The sequence below is a fragment of the Streptomyces sp. NPDC033178 genome (genome assembly GCF_055577685.1).
Window position 1 is genome coordinate 110,968 of sequence record NZ_JBVIPT010000019.1, and the last position, 14,727, is coordinate 125,694.

Below are 14,727 nucleotides of genomic sequence, written 5' to 3' on the forward strand. Positions count from 1 at the left end.
CGTCAGACCGCCTCTCCCTGTCGGGCGGCCGCCAGGCGGACCGCGTCCATGATCTTCTCGTAGCCGGTGCAGCGGCACAGGTTGCCCGAGAGCGCCTCGCGGATGTCCGCGTCGCTCGGGGTCGGGTTGCGCTCCAGCATCTCGTCGGCGGCGACCAGCAGGCCGGGCGTGCAGAAGCCGCACTGGACGGCACCGGCATCGATGAACGCCTGCTGGATCGGGGAGAGTTCGGCGCCCTCGCCTGCCTGCGAGTCGGAGGGGCGGGCCTCCCACCGCTTGGCCGCGTCCAGGGGCGTACCGCAGGCTCCGGAAGCCCCGGAGGCACAACCTCCGTGCTCCGCACGCTGTTTGGCGAAGTCGGCGAGGCCCTCGACCGTGACGACCTCGCGGCCCTCGACCTGGCCGGCCGCGACCAGACACGAACACACCGGTACGCCGTCCAGGCGGACCGTGCAGGAGCCGCACTCGCCCTGCTCGCAGGCGTTCTTGGAGCCGGGCAGGCCCATGCGCTCGCGCAGGACGTAGAGCAGGCTCTCGCCCTCCCAGACGTCGTCGGCTTCCTGCGGACGGCCGTTGACCGTGAAATTGACGCGCATTACGCGACTCCCTCCGAACGGGCGGCGGTGCCGCGGTACGACTCCCAGGTCCAGGTCAGCGTGCGGCGGGCCATGATGCCGACCGCGTGGCGGCGGTAGCTCGCCGTGCCCCGGACGTCGTCGATCGGGTTGCAGGCGGCCGAGCACAGCTCCGCGAACTGCTTGGCGACCGACGGGGTGATGATCCTGCCGTTGTCCCAGAAGCCGCCCTCTTCGAGCGCCGCGTTCAGGAACTCCTCGGCGGCCTTGGCCCGTACGGGCGTGGGCGCGGCCGAGCCGATGCCGGTGCGGACCGTGCGGGTGTCGGGGTGCAGTGCCAGACCGAAGGCGCAGACCGCGATCACCATGGCGTTGCGGGTGCCGACCTTCGAGTACTGCTGAGGTCCGTCGGCCTTCTTGATGTGGACGGCCCGGATGAGCTCGTCGGCGGCGAGCGCGTTGCGCTTCACACCGGTGTAGAACTCGTCGATCGGGATCAGCCGGGAGCCCCGTACGGACTCGACCTCGACCTCCGCGCCCGCCGCGAGGAGGGCGGGGTGGGCGTCGCCGGCCGGGGAGGCGGTGCCGAGGTTGCCGCCGACGCCGCCGCGGTTGCGGATCTGTGGGGAGGCCACCGTGTGGGAGGCGAGGGCCAGGCCGGGCAGCTCGCCGCGCAGCTGCTCCATGATCGCCGTGTACGGGACCGAGGCGCCGAGGCGGACGGACTCCTCTCCGACCTCCCACTCACCCAGTTCGCCGATGCGGTTCAGGTCCAGCAGGTACTCGGGCCGGCGGTGGTCGAAGTTGATCTCGACCATCACATCGGTGCCACCCGCAATCGGCACAGCGGTGGGGTGCTCGGCCTTCGCGGCGAGCGCCTCCTCCCAGCTGGCGGGGCGAAGGAAGTCCATGACCGGCTCTCTTCTTCGTCTCGTGGATGGTTCTGTTCAAGCCAGTTCGTGTGCGGCGGGCCCGGCTCGTTCATACGTTGTTCACGTTGATTGAAATCAGTACACAGCGCCGTCCCGCACCTGGGTCAGTCACCGAAACCATGAAGGAGTTCGCTGGCCAGGGCGCGCATCTTGTAGATTCGTATGAACGGAGGGCATCAGCAACCTCCTCGTTTTCCTCCGGAAACACCACGCACAGGTTCGGGAATCAGCGACCACATGTCGCGAAAGCCCAGGACACAGGCCATGAGGGCCGGAAACATCGTCCACCGGACCCCTCGGGCCCACTCTGCGGAGCCCGGGAACCCGTGCACGGGGCACCCATACTCGGGCCCCTCCGGAACCATCCAGATCCATCGTAGTTTTCGAGACAGAACGGCGGCGACGAGAATGCGGCTGCGCGCACTGCTGGACACGGACGCGCTGGGCCTGCGGCTGCTCGGCGGCGAGGACGAGCTGGACCGCACGGTCCGTGGCGTGATGACCACGGACCTGCGGGACCCCAGCCGCTATCTCTCGGGCGGCGAGCTGGTGCTCACCGGTCTCGCCTGGCGCCGCGACGCCACCGATTCGGAGCCCTTCGTACGGATCCTCGCGAGCGCCGGGGTCACCGCGCTGGCCGCCGGTGAGGCCGAGCTCGGCCCCATCCCTCAGGACCTGGTGGCGGCCTGTGCGCGGCACCGGCTGCCGCTGTTCGCCGTCAACGAGTCGGTGGCCTTCGCGACGATCACCGAGCACGTCGTACGACAGGTGTCGGGCGAGCGCGCCGGGGATCTGGCGGCCGTGGTGGACCGACACCGCCGGATGATGACCTCGGGTCCCGCAGGCGGCGGCCCGGACGTGGTCCTGGACCTGCTCGGCTCCGACCTGGACCTGCGGGCCTGGGTGCTCTCCCCCGCCGGGCGCCTCATCGCGGGCTCCCCCGGCGCCGAACCGGGGCTGCCCTCCGCGGTGTGCGCGGCACTGGCCGGCGAGCACCTGGCGGCGGTCCGCACCGGGCGGCGCGGGCCGTACCGGGTGGCGGTGGGCGGCACGACGTACTCGCTCTTCCCCATCCGCAGCAGCACGCGGGGCACGGGCACGGCGGGTGCGACGGCTGGTGCACCGGGCTCGCGGGACGTCCGCGAGACGGTCCTGTCGGACTGGCTCCTCGCGGTCGAGGCCGACGCCGGGGACTGGCCGGCGGAGCGGCTCGACCTGCTGGAGGGCGTGACCCAGCTGATCTCCGTGGAGCGGGACCGGCGGGACGCGGCACGCACGGTGCGGCGGCGGCTCGCTCAGGAGGTCCTCGAACTGGTGCAGACCGGTGCCGCGCCCGGCGAGATCGCGGCGCGGCTGCGGGTCGCGGCGCCCGTGCTGCTGCCGGGGCTCGGCGCGGCCCCACACTGGCAGGTCGTGGTCGCCCGGGTCGAGTGGGACGGCGGGGAGATCGAGGGCGGTGCGGTGGCGCAGGCGCTCCTGGAGGAGATCCTCGTCGACCCGCTGTCGGCCGGTCCCGAACCGTCCGACCGGATCGCGGTCGCCCATACGGGTGAGGAGGCCATCGCGCTCGTACCGCTTCCGGCGGTTTCCTCGGAGCACGACGGCTCGGAGGCCGGGCTGCACGCGGACACCCTCCTGGCGGCCGTACGGGACCCGCTGTCGGCCGGCCTCGACGACGACGGGCGGCTCACGCTCGGCGTCAGCGCGTCCGTGCACTCGGCGGAGGGGCTGCGCGGCGCCCTGGAGGAGGCCCGGCACGCGCGCCGGGTCGCCGCGGCGCGGGCCGGCCGGGTGTGCGCGGCCGGGCACCAGGAGCTGGCGTCGCACGTCCTGCTCCTGCCCTTCGTGCCGGACGACGTGCGTCGCGCCTTCACCGCGCGGCTCCTCGATCCCCTCCGCGACTACGACCGGCGCCACCGCGCCGAGCTGATCCCCACACTTGAGGCGTTCCTCGACTGCGACGGCTCCTGGACCCGGTGCGCGGCCCGTCTGCACCTGCACGTCAACACGCTGCGCTACCGGGTGGGACGCATCGAGCAGTTGACGAGTCGCGATCTTTCCCGCCTGGAGGACAAGCTCGACTTCTTCCTGGCGTTGCGGATGAGCTGAGGTCACAAGGGTGCGCGGCGAGTGGCACCAAGTGCCTTCGCCGCCGCACCCCTTGTCCCACGACTTTGTGAAATCCTTCACCCACCCCCTTGGCCGGGCGAGTGCATTCGTGCTGAGATGCCGCCACCACTCAACAGCTCAATGGCGTGCTCGGGGAGGGCAACGTGGCGTATCCCGCCATGTCTGGTTACGGAACGACTGCAGGGGACGATCCACTCCAGACCGCGGTGTGGCGGCTGCGCTCGCGCGCCTGCTGGGCCGACGCGGCGGCCCTCCTCGAACCGCACACGGCCTCGGCCGCACTCCAACGGGCCTCGCTCCTCGTCGAGCGGTGCCTCTACACCGAGCAGGGCTGGGCGGAGGCGGAGGACGCCCTGCGTACGGCGGAGGCGCTGGCCCAGTCCGACGACGAGCGGGGCGCCGCGGCGTGCGAGCGCGGGCAACTCGCGTACGCGTCCACGCTGCTCGCCGTCCGCGACCGGGCCGACGAGGCGCGGGCCGCGCTCGGCCGTGCGGCGGCCCTGATCGCGCCGGGCGCTCCGGGCCGCGCTCTGCTCGACTTCCGGCGCGGGCTGCTCGCCGAGAACCTCGCCCGCTCCCCGCAGTCCGCGCGCGCCGCCTACCGCCGCGCCCATGCCGGCGCCACCGCCCAGGACGACCATCTCCTGCTCTCCTTCACCTGGCGTCACCTCGCCGGACTCGCCCTGCGCGAGGGCGAGTTGGCGGAGGCCCGGCACGGCTTCGGTGAATCCCTGCGCATCCGGGAGGAGTTGGGCTACCTGGTGGGCACGGCCCCGGCCCTGGCCTCCCTGGCCGACGCGGAGACCGAGCCGGAGGCCTCGCGCCTGCGCGCCGAGGCGGGACGTCTGTTCCGCCTCCTGGGAGGCGTACCGACCTGGCTGGCGGACCAGTTGACCCCACCGGCGGCGACGGCCTGAGCCGTGCGGCTGCCGCCGGCCTGTGTGTCCTGTGCGGGTGGGTGGGGCTGGTCGCGCGCCGCGGCGGAGCCGCAAGATGTCACAGCCCCGCGCCCCTGACGGGGCGCGGCTCACATGCTGACGAAGTGCTCCCGCAGCAGCGCCTCGACCGCCGAGAGGTCCTGCGCGGACAGGGCGTCCAGGAGGGCGAGGTGCTGCGCCGCGTCCGCCATCAGTTCGAGGCGGGCGCGAGCGGTCGGGCTGCCGCCGAGGGGCCACTGCGCACGCCGGTGGAGGTCGTCCGCGATACGTACGAGTTGCTCGTTGCCCGCGAGGGCGAGGAGCGCCCGGTGGAAGGCGCGGTCGGCCTCGGCGTACGTCGCCCGGCAACCGACGGCCGCCGCCCGGGCCGTCTCCTCCGCGAGGGGGCGCAGGTCCTCCCAGTCGTCGGCCGGCAGGGTGCGGGCCAGGCGCAGCATCACGGGTGCCTCGATCAGCCCGCGGATCTCGGCGAGTTCGGCCAGCTCGCGGGCGCCGCGCTCGATGACACGGAATCCCCGGTTCGGTACGACCTCCACGGCGCCCTCGGTGGCGAGTTGCTGCATGGCCTCGCGCACGGGCGTCGCCGAGACACCGAAGCTTTCGCCGAGCGCGGGGGCCGAGTAGACCTCACCGGGGGCGAGTTCCCCGGCCACGAGGGCGGCCCGCAGCGCGTCGAGGATCTGACCGCGGACGGAGGCTCGCTGAATCACGGGGCGGCGCGGCGCGGACGGAGGCGAGGGCGAGGAAGACGTACGGGCGGCGGGGACGCCCCGCGAGCCGGCTCCATCCCGTACGCCGGAGCCATCGCGTACGCCAGACCCGTCCCGCACGCCGGACCCGCCGCGTACGCCAGACCCGTCCTGTACGCCGGACCCGTCCCGTACGCCAGACCCGTCCCGTACGCCAGACCCGCCGCGTACGCCGGACCCATCCCGTACGCCGGACCCGCCGGGCGCCGCGGGTGCGCTCGGCGCTCCGAATCCTCCGGGCGTACCGCGGCTTCCGTGTCCTCCGAAACCACCGGGAGCGGCGGGGGCTCCGGAGGTCCCGTGGTGCCACGGGTCTCCGTAGGCCTCCGGTGTGCCCGGACGGCCGGAGGCGGCCGTCGAAGTCCGGCGTGCGCCGGTTCCCGGGGCGTCCGCCGAGGCCGGGAGCCCCTCCCGCGTCACTCTCGGCTGCGGAATCGGCGTCTCGCTGTGCGTGTGCTCCCCGCGGGCGGTGTGCTCGGCGGGAGCGGGAGCAGCGGCTGGAGCTGGGGCGGGGGTCCCGGGTGCGGCGGCGTCCCGGGGGGTCTCTTCGCGGAACGCCCGGCCGGCCGGGCGTTCCCGGCCTTCGCCCGCCGCCCGGGTCTGCTGCTGGGGCACGCGTGGCGCCCCCGCGCCGGGGGCGGTCTCCGAAGGATCTCCTGCGGAGCCGTACGCCTCGCGCGAACCGGCCTTCTCCACGGGAGCCTCCTCCAGGACGGGCAGTGGTGGTGAGTATTTCTGTCGGGGTCCGGAGCGACCCCGACAGAACAGGGTAAACCTCGATCGTATCGGGTAAGGTAAGCCTTACCTGCAACCGATCACGGAACGGGGCTCCCGCATGTCCGCTCCCGTCCCGGCCGGGACCTCGACCGGCGCAGAAGTACGCCCGGTCGGCTCGGCCCTCACACCGGCGTACACGCGGATGACCGAGGTGCTCCCGTCCCTGGGTGTCACGGAACTCGCACCGCACGAACCGGCCCCGACGGGCGACCGGTGGATCTCCGTCGCCGGGCTCGCGGAGGGCGGGGCCGAACTGGACGCGTTCCTCGCGTGGGACGACGACCAGGTGCTCACGGACCACGGACGGCGAGGCCGCCCGGACGTGATCGCCGGCTTCGGTCTGCACCGTTACGCCTGGCCGGCCTGTCTGCTGATCACGGTGCCGTGGTTCCTGCTGCGCCGAGTGCCCCGCTTTCCCGTGCAGCACGTCACGTTCCAGCGCATGCCCGGCCGCATCGCCGTACGCGTCGGCGAGTTCGCCTGTCTGCCGGACGATCCGGCGGCCGCACTGCCCGGCGCCCGGGTCGTCCCCGACGAGGAGGCCCTGCGCGCGGCGGTACGGGCCGCCGTGGCCGAGCACCTGGAACCGGCCCTCGACGCGTTCGGCCCCCGGACGCGGCGCCGGGGCCGTGCCCTGTGGGGCATGGCGACGGACGAGGTCGTCGAGAGCCTCTGGTACGTCGCCGGGCTCCTGGGCGAGCAGCGGCGCGTGACGGACGAACTGGAGCGGCTGTTCCCCGGCGCGACCCGGCCGTACGTCGGCACCGCCGGCTTCCGAGAGGTGACCGGTTCGAACGGCGAGTGCCTGTCCACGCGCGACCGGGCGAGCTGCTGCTTCTACTACACCCTCGACGCCGAGGACACCTGCGCCAACTGCCCGCGCAACTCCGAGGCGGTCCGCATCGCGAAGCTGACGGCGGAGGCGGCCGCTGCGGGCTGATCCCGTGGCAAGAGGCTGACTCCACGTCACGTAAGATCAACTCGGCACGGAACCAGGTACCTTCACGGCGGCCCGGCCGAGCCCTTTGGTTACAGTCGATTCACAAAATCCTCACTTGCCGCAAGAACTTTCCGTGGAACCACCCGTAAGGGTAATCTAACTCGAACTCAACTCCCGCTCCTCAAGCGGCAGTTCGAGGAGAATGCCGTCCTCGCGCATACCCTTGCACTCCCTTGGCGGCCTCTTGCCCCGAAACCCTCTGAGGACGCACGGGATTGGGCCACTATGGCGGGCGTTACGCCCTATCCCAATGCAAGGGACCCCAGATGAGACTGACCGACATATCGCTGAACTGGCTGCTTCCCGGCGCCGTGCTGCTCCTGGGCCTGCTGGCGGCGGTTGCGGTGCTCGCGCGTGGCAAGCGCGCCGGGGAGAAGACCCACGCCGACGATTCGTGGGAGCGCACGGAAGAGCGCCGCAGGCGCAAGGAGGCCGTCTACGGCACCGCCTCCTATGTACTGCTCTTCTGCTGTGCCGCGGTCGCCGCCGCACTCTCCTTCCATGGCCTGGTCGGCTTCGGCGAGCAGAATCTGAACCTGTCCGGCGGCTGGCAGTACCTGGTGCCGTTCGGCCTGGACGGCGCGGCCATGTTCTGCTCCGTACTCGCGGTGCGCGAGGCCAGCCACGGTGACGCGGCGCTAGGCTCCCGGATACTCGTGTGGACGTTCGCGGCCGCCGCCGCCTGGTTCAACTGGGTGCACGCCCCCAGGGGCCTCGGCCACGCGGGCGCCCCGCACTTCTTCGCCGGCATGTCCCTGTCGGCCGCCGTCCTGTTCGACCGCGCGCTGAAGCAGACCCGCCGCGCCGCCCTGCGCGAGCAGGGCCTGGTGCCCCGGCCGCTGCCGCAGATCCGGATCGTGCGGTGGCTGCGTGCCCCTCGTGAGACCTACGGCGCCTGGTCCCTGATGCTCCTCGAGAACGTGCGCAGCCTGGACGAGGCCGTCGAGGAAGTGCGTGAGGACAAGCGGGAGAAGGAGCAGAACCGTCTGCGTCGGCGCGACCAGGAGAAGCTGGACCGTGCCCGCATCAAGGCGATCACCCGCGGCCACCGCGGAATGATCGGACGCGGCGGCGGCCGTCAGGCGGAACTCCAGCCGGCCCCGGCGGCCACCCAGGTCGCCGCGGAGCCTGCCATAGCAACGCCGGAACTACCGGCACGCGCCGCCCGACCCTCGTTGCAGCCCGTCCGCCGAGGCACTGAGTCCTCGACGGTCGATCTCACCGCGGAGGACGACACAATGGCGCTCCCTCGTCTCGACTCCCTTGAGCGCAAGCTGAAGGACCTGGAGCAGCAGTTCGGCTGATCCGGACCCGGGGCCTCCCGAGGCCTCAACTCTGGACGGGGGCACGGCAGTTGATGCCGCGCCCCCGTCCAGTTTCATGTCCCGACCCTGTCCGGTGTCCGATCCGTTGCCTCGTCCGGTGTCCGATCGGTTGCCTCGTCCGTGTCCGATCCGTTGCCTCGTCCGGTGTCAGGTCGCTCCCGCGTCCAGCTCGAACCACACCACCTTCCCCACTCCGTGGACCCGGACGCCCCACGCGTCCGCGAGGGACTGCACCAGGATCAGGCCTCTGCCGTGCGTACCGTCGTCGGCGTTCGGCAGTCGCAGTCTCGGCCTGCGTCCCACGAAGTCCCTCACCTCCACCCGGAGTCCGCGCGGGCCGACGGTGGCTGTCAGCAGCGCGTCGTGGTTGGTGTGGACGAGGGCGTTGGTGACGATCTCGCTGGTCAGCAACTCCGCTATCTCGGATCGGCCCGGCCGCCCCCAGTGGGCGAGCAGGTCCCGCAGCGCCCTGCGGACCTGGGGCACCGCCCGGAGGTCGCAGCGCCCGAGCCTGAGCCTGAGTTGCGGAACGCCGTGCTGGTCGGTCGTTCCGTCCGCTGTGTCCCCCGCCGTCGTGGTCGTCTGTACCGTCTTCGCCGAGAAGGCCCCGGATACGACGGGACCGCCTCCTCGTGCCTGCCTCTTCATGACCCCCGCCCGCACGCCGCTGTCGATTCCCCTCCTGCTCGAACACGTTCACGGAATGCATGCCCCGGCCCGGAACACGACACTCATGTCGAATCGTCAACCACCCCTGGTACGTCCCCGGATGGCCCGTCACCACCCGGAAAAGTCGCGCGAAAACCCACCCGCCCGAGCCGCCGCCACCCGACGGACGATCACGGGTGGAGACCCGGGCGCCCCGGGAGTGGAGGGCTGCCAGCCGAAGGGGCTGCCGTAGGCCGTTCCGGGTGCCCCTTCAAGGGCTGAACGGCGCGATCACGTCTGATCCCCGCGTCCACTCGCACGACGAGACGGGCCGGTACATCTGCCCGTGGGACCGACGGCCGACCCGGCCATGCCGAACTCTGCCGCGCCTACGGTCCCGGGCGCCGTGCGACCACCCGCCCTCGGACCAACTACCGATGCCGTGCTGCCGATCCGGCCGCAGTCAACCTGACATTCGTCAGGACCGGTCGCCCGCTTCTCTTCCTAGGGTTCGAGTTCACCGACTCCACGGAGGAGTGACAACCATGCGCAGACTTCTTCGCGGCGCCGCCGCACTCGCGCTCGCGACCGCGGCCCTGACGGCTGTGGGCACGACGGAGGCCCAGGCGGCCGACGACTGGGCCGGCTGCCCGTACGGCGCCGTGTGCGTCTACCCGCAGAACCAGAACCCCGCCGTCAGCCCGAGCCACATCTACTGGACGTACGGCACGCACAACCTCCACAACCAGTACGGCAATCACTGGGTTCTCAACAACCAGTACGACGGTGCGCTCGCGATGCTGTGCTACAGCAGCGGGACGGACTGCACGGCAGACATGCTCGCCGAGGGAACCGGTGTGTACGCCGACCTCACGCCGATCAACTCGATCGTCCTCAGGCCGCACCTGGACTGACCCTGCCTTCACCGTCAGCCGCTCGAAACCCGGCCGGTGCGGTCCTGGCAGTCGTCGGGGCCGCGCCGTTCCTCCAGGGGGAGACAACCACCATGCACCGCACCGCGCGCCTTCGCGGAACGGCCGGACACGTGTGGAGAACACTTCTCGCGTCCGCCGCCGCACTTCTGGTCCTGACCTCCGGCGCGGCCACACCGGCCACCGCTGCCGCCCAGGCACCCGCCGCCGCCCAGATCCCCGACGGCGTCACCGCCGGGGTCGCCGTCTTCGACCGTCAGACGGGAACCTTCACCGAACAGGTCAACGCCGCAGCGCCGTTCAGGTCCGCCTCCGTCGTCAAGCTGCTGCTGACCCTCGACTTCCTGTGGAACCGCGGGCCGTCCTACTCCATCCCGGCCGCCGACCGGGCCCGTCTGGAGCCCATGCTGCGCAGCAGCGACGACGACGCGGCCGACTACTACTGGTCCAACTACGGCGGTTCGGCGATCATCGACCGGATGGTCCGTGAGCTCGGCCTGACCGACACCGCCCCACCTCCCGTCGGCTACGAGGGCTACTGGGGCTACACCGCCCTGTCGGCCCGCGACACCGTGAAGATCTACCGCTACCTCCTGGACACGGCACCGGCCCCCGTGCGCGACTTCGTCATGGGCAACCTGCGCCAGTCCACGCGCTGCGCCTCGGACGACTTCGACCAGCACTTCGGCATCGCGGGGGCGTTCGACCGCCCCTGGGCCGTGAAGCAGGGCTGGGCGGGCGCCTCGTACCCGGAGGGCACGTGCGGCCCGCCGGACTCGGCCGCCGCCACGCGCGCGGCCGCCGGCGCACGGACCACCGCCGCTCCGAAGGACCGCGCCGCCGCGGCCGTGGACCTCACCCGCCCGGCGCTGCACACCACCGGCACCGTGGGAGCGGGCGACCGTACGATCGTGGCGGTCCTGACGCTCCATCCGGACGGCACCTCGTACGGCAAGGCCTACACCGACATCGGCCGGCTGACCCGCTCCCTGAACGTGCCCGGCGGGGTACGGCCGACGGGCAAGTGGTACGGAACCTGGAGCGAACACGTGAACGTCCGCCGGGACCCGTCCACCGCCAACCCGCCGATGACCCAACTGCCCGCCGGGGTCGAGGTGTTGGTGAGCTGCCAGAAGAAGGGCCAGACCGTCAGCGTGCCGCCCTACACCAACGAGTGGTGGGCGTATCTGCCCCAGTACGGCGGCTACATCTCCAACATCTACATCAGCTCGCCCGGCAACCGGCTGCCGGACGTGCCGGACTGCGCCGGCTCGTAGCCGAGGCGTGAGTCGGTGAGCCGAGACCCGGTCGCCTGCCGGGTCCCGGCTCGCTGTTCGCCGGGTCCCGGCTCACCGTTCGCAGTCGGCGGGAAAGTCACCGCTCGTAGTCGGCGAGATAGCGCATCACCTTGTCCACGTGCGGCCGCACGCGCTCCGGGACACCACGCTCCTCGATGATCGTGCGGTCACTCGTGCGGTAGCCGGCCACGACGAGCTTGACGAGGTCCTTCTCCGGCAGCCCGGCCTCCTTGAAACGCTGGTCGAGCCAGCACACGTACAGGCTCATCGTCGAGATCGCGTCGGGCGGCGACATGTGGTCCTTGTCGCCGTCGCCGTCCCCGTCCACGGCCCAGGCCCGGAACACCGAGGGCGTCCACATCGCGATGCCGAACTCCTCGGAGGCCGGGCGGGCCGCCTTCGCGTCGAACCCGCTCTCCGCCTTGAGCATGGCCGCGAGCACGATGGGGGTGATCTCCTTGTCGGTGCAGCGGTGTGCGGCCTTCACGATGACCGGGCGCAGTGCCGCGGGCACGTCCGAGTCCGGCGGGATCTCCCCAGCGGCCACCGCCACCGGACTGCCCGTGGCCGTGGCCGTGGCGGACGTGCCACGGCCGTCCGCGTCGTCGTCACCGCCGTCACCCCGCAGCAGGAGCACACCGGTCACGGCGGCGGCCCCCGCGAGGACGCCCGCGACGACCGGCACCAGCCGTCGGCGACGGCGGGGCGCGCCGGACAGCTCGTCGACGCGGGCCTTGAGGACGTCGGCGGTGTACTGGAGACGCGTGGCGTGGTCCGGCGCCAGACAGTCGGCGATCAGCCGGCGCCGGCTCTCCTCGATGCCGGCGTCCAGACGCAGCGGTGCGGTCCCGCGCGCGTAGGACTGGGCGGCGAGGGAGCGGGCCCTGGCGGTGGCCCCCGGGAACGGGTGCAGCCCACCCGTGAGCACCTGGTGGGCGAGGACGCCGAAGGCCCAGATGTCGGCGGTCGTCCGGACGACCGTGCCCCGCGCGTCGGTGCGCTGCGACCACCACTCGGGCGGCAGATGGTCGAGGGTGCCGAGCGGCGGCATGTGGGCGTGGGTGCCCTCCAGTTCGGCGGCGACCCCGAAGTCGGCGAGCCACACGTCGCCGTCCGCGCTCAACAGGATGTTGGCCGGTTTCAGATCGCCGTGCACCCATCCGGCGCCGTGCATGTGCGCGAGACCGGCGGCCACCGAACGCAGTACGCGGTCCGCGTCGGGGATCGGCCAGCCGACCGGGGAGCCGTCCAGCACGTCCTGGAGGCTGCGCTCGGCACGGTCCATGACCAGGGCGATCGAACCGTCCAGATCGGGATGGTCCGGCGCCTCGACGGTGCACACCGCATGGGTCCGTACGAGGTTGGGGTGGTCCGCCTCCCGGCTGAACCGCGCTTCGCGCTGGACGAGTTCACCGAGGGCGGCCCGCTGTCCCGGAGCCAGGGCGTCGGTGCGCAGCACCTTCACCGCGACCGGAGTGCCGTCGGCGACGGAACGGGCCTCGTGGACGGTGCCCCAGGCGCCGGAGCCGATGGGTGCGCCGAGCTCCCAGCCGTCGATGCGGAAACCGGCGGGGAGGTGCGGCGAGGGGTCTGTGCGGGGGGTGCGGGGGGTCAAAGCGGGGCCTTCTTCGAGGGGCGGAGGCGGGTGGGAGCCTTCCGCACTGGACGACGGTGTCACGCGGGAGCTTCCTGTACGGACCGGCGGCTCGCCGTCCGGCGCGGAAGCAGGGCGAGGTGCTCCTCGCGTACGAGGCCGAACCGGAGCGCCGACGCCACCAGCCGGGCGCGCTTGGCACCGGTACGACCGCCCTGCTCCCCTTCCATGTCCCCCTGGTCCAGGCGCAGTTTCGCGAAGGACAGGTAGTCGATGTGGTAGTTGACCGCGGATCGGGACAGATCGCGGCAGGAGTCCAGCGGACGCAGCCGTTCCGCGATCTCCCCCGCGCCGGGGAGCGTCGTGTCCGAGGGCTCGCGCAGCCGCGGCTCGCACAGCGCCACCAGGACGAGGAAGTACTTCGACGTCTGGTCGAGGGCGAAGGGGTTGACGGTCTGGTCACCGGCACCGGGCACGGACCGCTCGTCGAGGTAGGCGTGCTGCGGAGCGAACACCTTGAAGTCGACGGTTCCGTTCAGTGCGGGCAGCACGACACGGGAGAACTCGAAGGGGACCGGCGCGCCGAGGCGGCCGGGGGCCACCGTGAGGTACTCGCCGGCGCCCTCCAGGTTCTCCACCACATAGGCGGCGGTCCGGCTGAAGTTGGACAGCCGCCAGTAGTCCTCGGCGGCCTCCAGCCGTCCGGCGCGCCGCGAGACGCCCGGGTCGGCCAGGACGACCGCCAGGTCCGCGGCTCCCGACCCGCCGCGCCCGAAGTCGGCCATGTCGCCGGGCCCCAGGTGCAGCAGTCCGGGTCCGGGCCCGCCTTCGCGTCGGTCGTGCTCGCCGTCCGCCCACGACGGACCCGGTAATTGGACAATGATCGTTTCCACGACGGCTCTCCCCCGATGAGGTCGCCAGGATTGTAGTGCGCAGATCAATCACGGGCACCGGCGGCGGCCGGTTCTCGCCTCGCCGCTGTTCGGGGCTGCTTGCTCCCGATGCCCTTGGTGCCCCTTGGTGCCCGGTGTTGCCCGTGCGGAGGAGCCGCCCTCTCACACCCCCGTGGCGGGAGGGCGGCTCCAGCCCTTTCCCCCCGGCAGCGGTCAGTAGAGCTTGTTGACCGCTGTGGTGGTCGTCTTCTTGAACGCCTTCACCGGCGCGTCGGAGAAATCGCCCATCTGCCCCCAGTGCACGAGGGTGACGGCCCGGCCGTCCCTGCCGACCGAGTAGAGGTTGATGTCGGTGGCGCCCCAGGACGTCTCGGTGTGCAGGCCGTAGGCGTGCGCGCCCTCCTCGACCGGCAGCTTGCCGTAGTCCTTCAGTGCGGCCTCGGTCTCCGGGTCGGACTGCTCGATCCGTGTGACGCACGCCCGGATGTCCTTGTTCAGCCGCGTGGCCAGGGCCTTGGCCTTGGCGCTGCTGCCGACGACGAAGGTGAGCTGCTGGGCGTTGGTCTCAAGGTCGGTCCGGAAGTCGCGGTACCGGGAGTCGTAGCCCGGCAGAGTGTCCTGGATGCAGAACCGGACCTCGTCCGGCACGCCGTCCGTGACCTTGCCCGCCGTCCAGGAGGACGTGGGGTGCGGGGGCAGCTGCGAGGCCGACAGGAACTTCGGCCACGCGGCCGCCTTCACCTTCGCCGAGGCGTTCGTGGACGTGTGCTTCGAGACGCTCGCGTCCTTCCCCGCGGAGTCCTTCCCCGTGGCGTCGGCCGGGCCGGCGAGCACCGCACCGAAAGCGACGCTCGCGGCGACGAATGTGGTGAGCGAGGCCGCTCGGGTGCGCTTGGACATGGGTCCCCCTGTGTATGAGTGCGTGATTGATCAGCG

The 14,727-nt window shown here is 71.9% G+C and carries 13 protein-coding genes; 6 read left to right on the forward strand and 7 right to left on the reverse strand.

The window, feature by feature from the left end; translation table 11 throughout:
- Positions 1-2: 2 nt before the first annotated feature.
- Both ACZ5VQ_RS37840 and ACZ5VQ_RS37845 read right to left on the reverse strand, forming a co-directional pair.
- Complete coding sequence (locus ACZ5VQ_RS37840) at positions 3-596, reverse strand: (2Fe-2S)-binding protein (RefSeq protein WP_469108931.1); 594 nt, start codon at positions 594-596, stop codon at positions 3-5.
- Complete coding sequence (locus tag ACZ5VQ_RS37845) at positions 596-1,486, reverse strand: FAD binding domain-containing protein (RefSeq protein WP_469108932.1); 891 nt, start codon at positions 1,484-1,486, stop codon at positions 596-598. The genes ACZ5VQ_RS37840 and ACZ5VQ_RS37845 overlap by 1 nt, the downstream gene beginning before the upstream one ends.
- Positions 1,487-1,915: 429 nt before the next feature.
- Here ACZ5VQ_RS37845 and ACZ5VQ_RS37850 point away from each other — a divergent pair, with 429 nt between their 5' ends.
- A complete protein-coding gene (locus ACZ5VQ_RS37850) occupies positions 1,916-3,616 on the forward strand; it encodes a PucR family transcriptional regulator (RefSeq protein ID WP_469108933.1) in 1,701 nt (566 codons plus the stop codon).
- A gap of 164 nt (positions 3,617-3,780) precedes the next feature.
- Positions 3,781-4,554 carry a hypothetical protein gene (locus ACZ5VQ_RS37855; protein WP_469108934.1) on the forward strand — a complete coding sequence of 258 codons (774 nt, stop codon included), beginning with the start codon at positions 3,781-3,783 and terminating at the stop codon, positions 4,552-4,554.
- Between the two features lie 110 nt (positions 4,555-4,664).
- On the opposite strand, the gene ACZ5VQ_RS37860 is transcribed toward ACZ5VQ_RS37855, so the two are convergent.
- Positions 4,665-5,405 (reverse strand): GntR family transcriptional regulator, encoded by a 741-nt coding sequence (locus ACZ5VQ_RS37860; protein WP_469108935.1) that lies wholly within the window; start codon positions 5,403-5,405, stop codon positions 4,665-4,667.
- Positions 5,406-6,159: 754 nt separating this feature from the next.
- Here ACZ5VQ_RS37860 and ACZ5VQ_RS37865 point away from each other — a divergent pair.
- Together ACZ5VQ_RS37865 and ACZ5VQ_RS37870 are read left to right on the forward strand one after the other, a co-directional pair.
- Positions 6,160-7,041 (forward strand): (2Fe-2S)-binding protein, encoded by an 882-nt coding sequence (locus tag ACZ5VQ_RS37865; protein ID WP_469108936.1) that lies wholly within the window; start codon positions 6,160-6,162, stop codon positions 7,039-7,041.
- Positions 7,042-7,367: 326 nt separating this feature from the next.
- Positions 7,368-8,405, forward strand: a complete 1,038-nt coding sequence (locus tag ACZ5VQ_RS37870) for a DUF2637 domain-containing protein (RefSeq protein WP_055615044.1) — start codon at positions 7,368-7,370, stop codon at positions 8,403-8,405.
- A 168-nt stretch (positions 8,406-8,573) separates the two neighbouring features.
- On the opposite strand, the gene ACZ5VQ_RS37875 is transcribed toward ACZ5VQ_RS37870, so the two are convergent.
- Complete coding sequence (locus tag ACZ5VQ_RS37875) at positions 8,574-9,074, reverse strand: ATP-binding protein (RefSeq protein WP_469108937.1); 501 nt, start codon at positions 9,072-9,074, stop codon at positions 8,574-8,576.
- Between the two features lie 545 nt (positions 9,075-9,619).
- Here ACZ5VQ_RS37875 and ACZ5VQ_RS37880 point away from each other — a divergent pair.
- Together ACZ5VQ_RS37880 and ACZ5VQ_RS37885 are read left to right on the forward strand one after the other, a co-directional pair.
- Complete coding sequence (locus ACZ5VQ_RS37880) at positions 9,620-9,988, forward strand: hypothetical protein (RefSeq protein WP_362078730.1); 369 nt, start codon at positions 9,620-9,622, stop codon at positions 9,986-9,988.
- A 92-nt stretch (positions 9,989-10,080) separates the two neighbouring features.
- On the forward strand, positions 10,081-11,283 hold the full coding sequence (locus ACZ5VQ_RS37885; protein ID WP_469108938.1) for a serine hydrolase: 1,203 nt from the start codon (positions 10,081-10,083) through the stop codon (positions 11,281-11,283).
- 97 nt (positions 11,284-11,380) lie between these two features.
- Here ACZ5VQ_RS37885 and ACZ5VQ_RS37890 read toward each other — a convergent pair whose 3' ends face one another.
- The 3 genes from ACZ5VQ_RS37890 to ACZ5VQ_RS37900 form a co-directional block, all read right to left on the reverse strand.
- Positions 11,381-12,919 (reverse strand): serine/threonine-protein kinase, encoded by a 1,539-nt coding sequence (locus tag ACZ5VQ_RS37890; protein ID WP_469108939.1) that lies wholly within the window; start codon positions 12,917-12,919, stop codon positions 11,381-11,383.
- A 59-nt stretch (positions 12,920-12,978) separates the two neighbouring features.
- Entirely contained in the window at positions 12,979-13,791 is an 813-nt protein-coding gene (locus ACZ5VQ_RS37895; protein ID WP_469108940.1) for a serine/threonine protein kinase, read from the reverse strand.
- 213 nt (positions 13,792-14,004) lie between these two features.
- Positions 14,005-14,691, reverse strand: coding sequence for a hypothetical protein (locus tag ACZ5VQ_RS37900; RefSeq protein WP_469108941.1), 687 nt, complete (start codon positions 14,689-14,691; stop codon positions 14,005-14,007).
- Positions 14,692-14,727 lie beyond the last annotated feature (36 nt).

Bases quoted from the DNA above. Each gene is read 5' to 3' on its own strand.
- ACZ5VQ_RS37880 (WP_362078730.1), top strand. From the start codon at position 9,620: ATGCGCAGACTTCTTCGCGGCGCCGCCGCACTCGCGCTCGCGACCGCG.
- ACZ5VQ_RS37865 (WP_469108936.1), top strand. From the start codon at position 6,160: ATGTCCGCTCCCGTCCCGGCCGGGACCTCGACCGGCGCAGAAGTACGC.
- ACZ5VQ_RS37870 (WP_055615044.1), top strand. From the start codon at position 7,368: ATGAGACTGACCGACATATCGCTGAACTGGCTGCTTCCCGGCGCCGTG.
- ACZ5VQ_RS37900 (WP_469108941.1), bottom strand. From the start codon at position 14,691: ATGTCCAAGCGCACCCGAGCGGCCTCGCTCACCACATTCGTCGCCGCG.
- ACZ5VQ_RS37845 (WP_469108932.1), bottom strand. From the start codon at position 1,486: ATGGACTTCCTTCGCCCCGCCAGCTGGGAGGAGGCGCTCGCCGCGAAG.
- ACZ5VQ_RS37885 (WP_469108938.1), top strand. From the start codon at position 10,081: ATGCACCGCACCGCGCGCCTTCGCGGAACGGCCGGACACGTGTGGAGA.
- ACZ5VQ_RS37840 (WP_469108931.1), bottom strand. From the start codon at position 596: ATGCGCGTCAATTTCACGGTCAACGGCCGTCCGCAGGAAGCCGACGAC.
- ACZ5VQ_RS37850 (WP_469108933.1), top strand. From the start codon at position 1,916: ATGCGGCTGCGCGCACTGCTGGACACGGACGCGCTGGGCCTGCGGCTG.
- ACZ5VQ_RS37875 (WP_469108937.1), bottom strand. From the start codon at position 9,074: ATGAAGAGGCAGGCACGAGGAGGCGGTCCCGTCGTATCCGGGGCCTTC.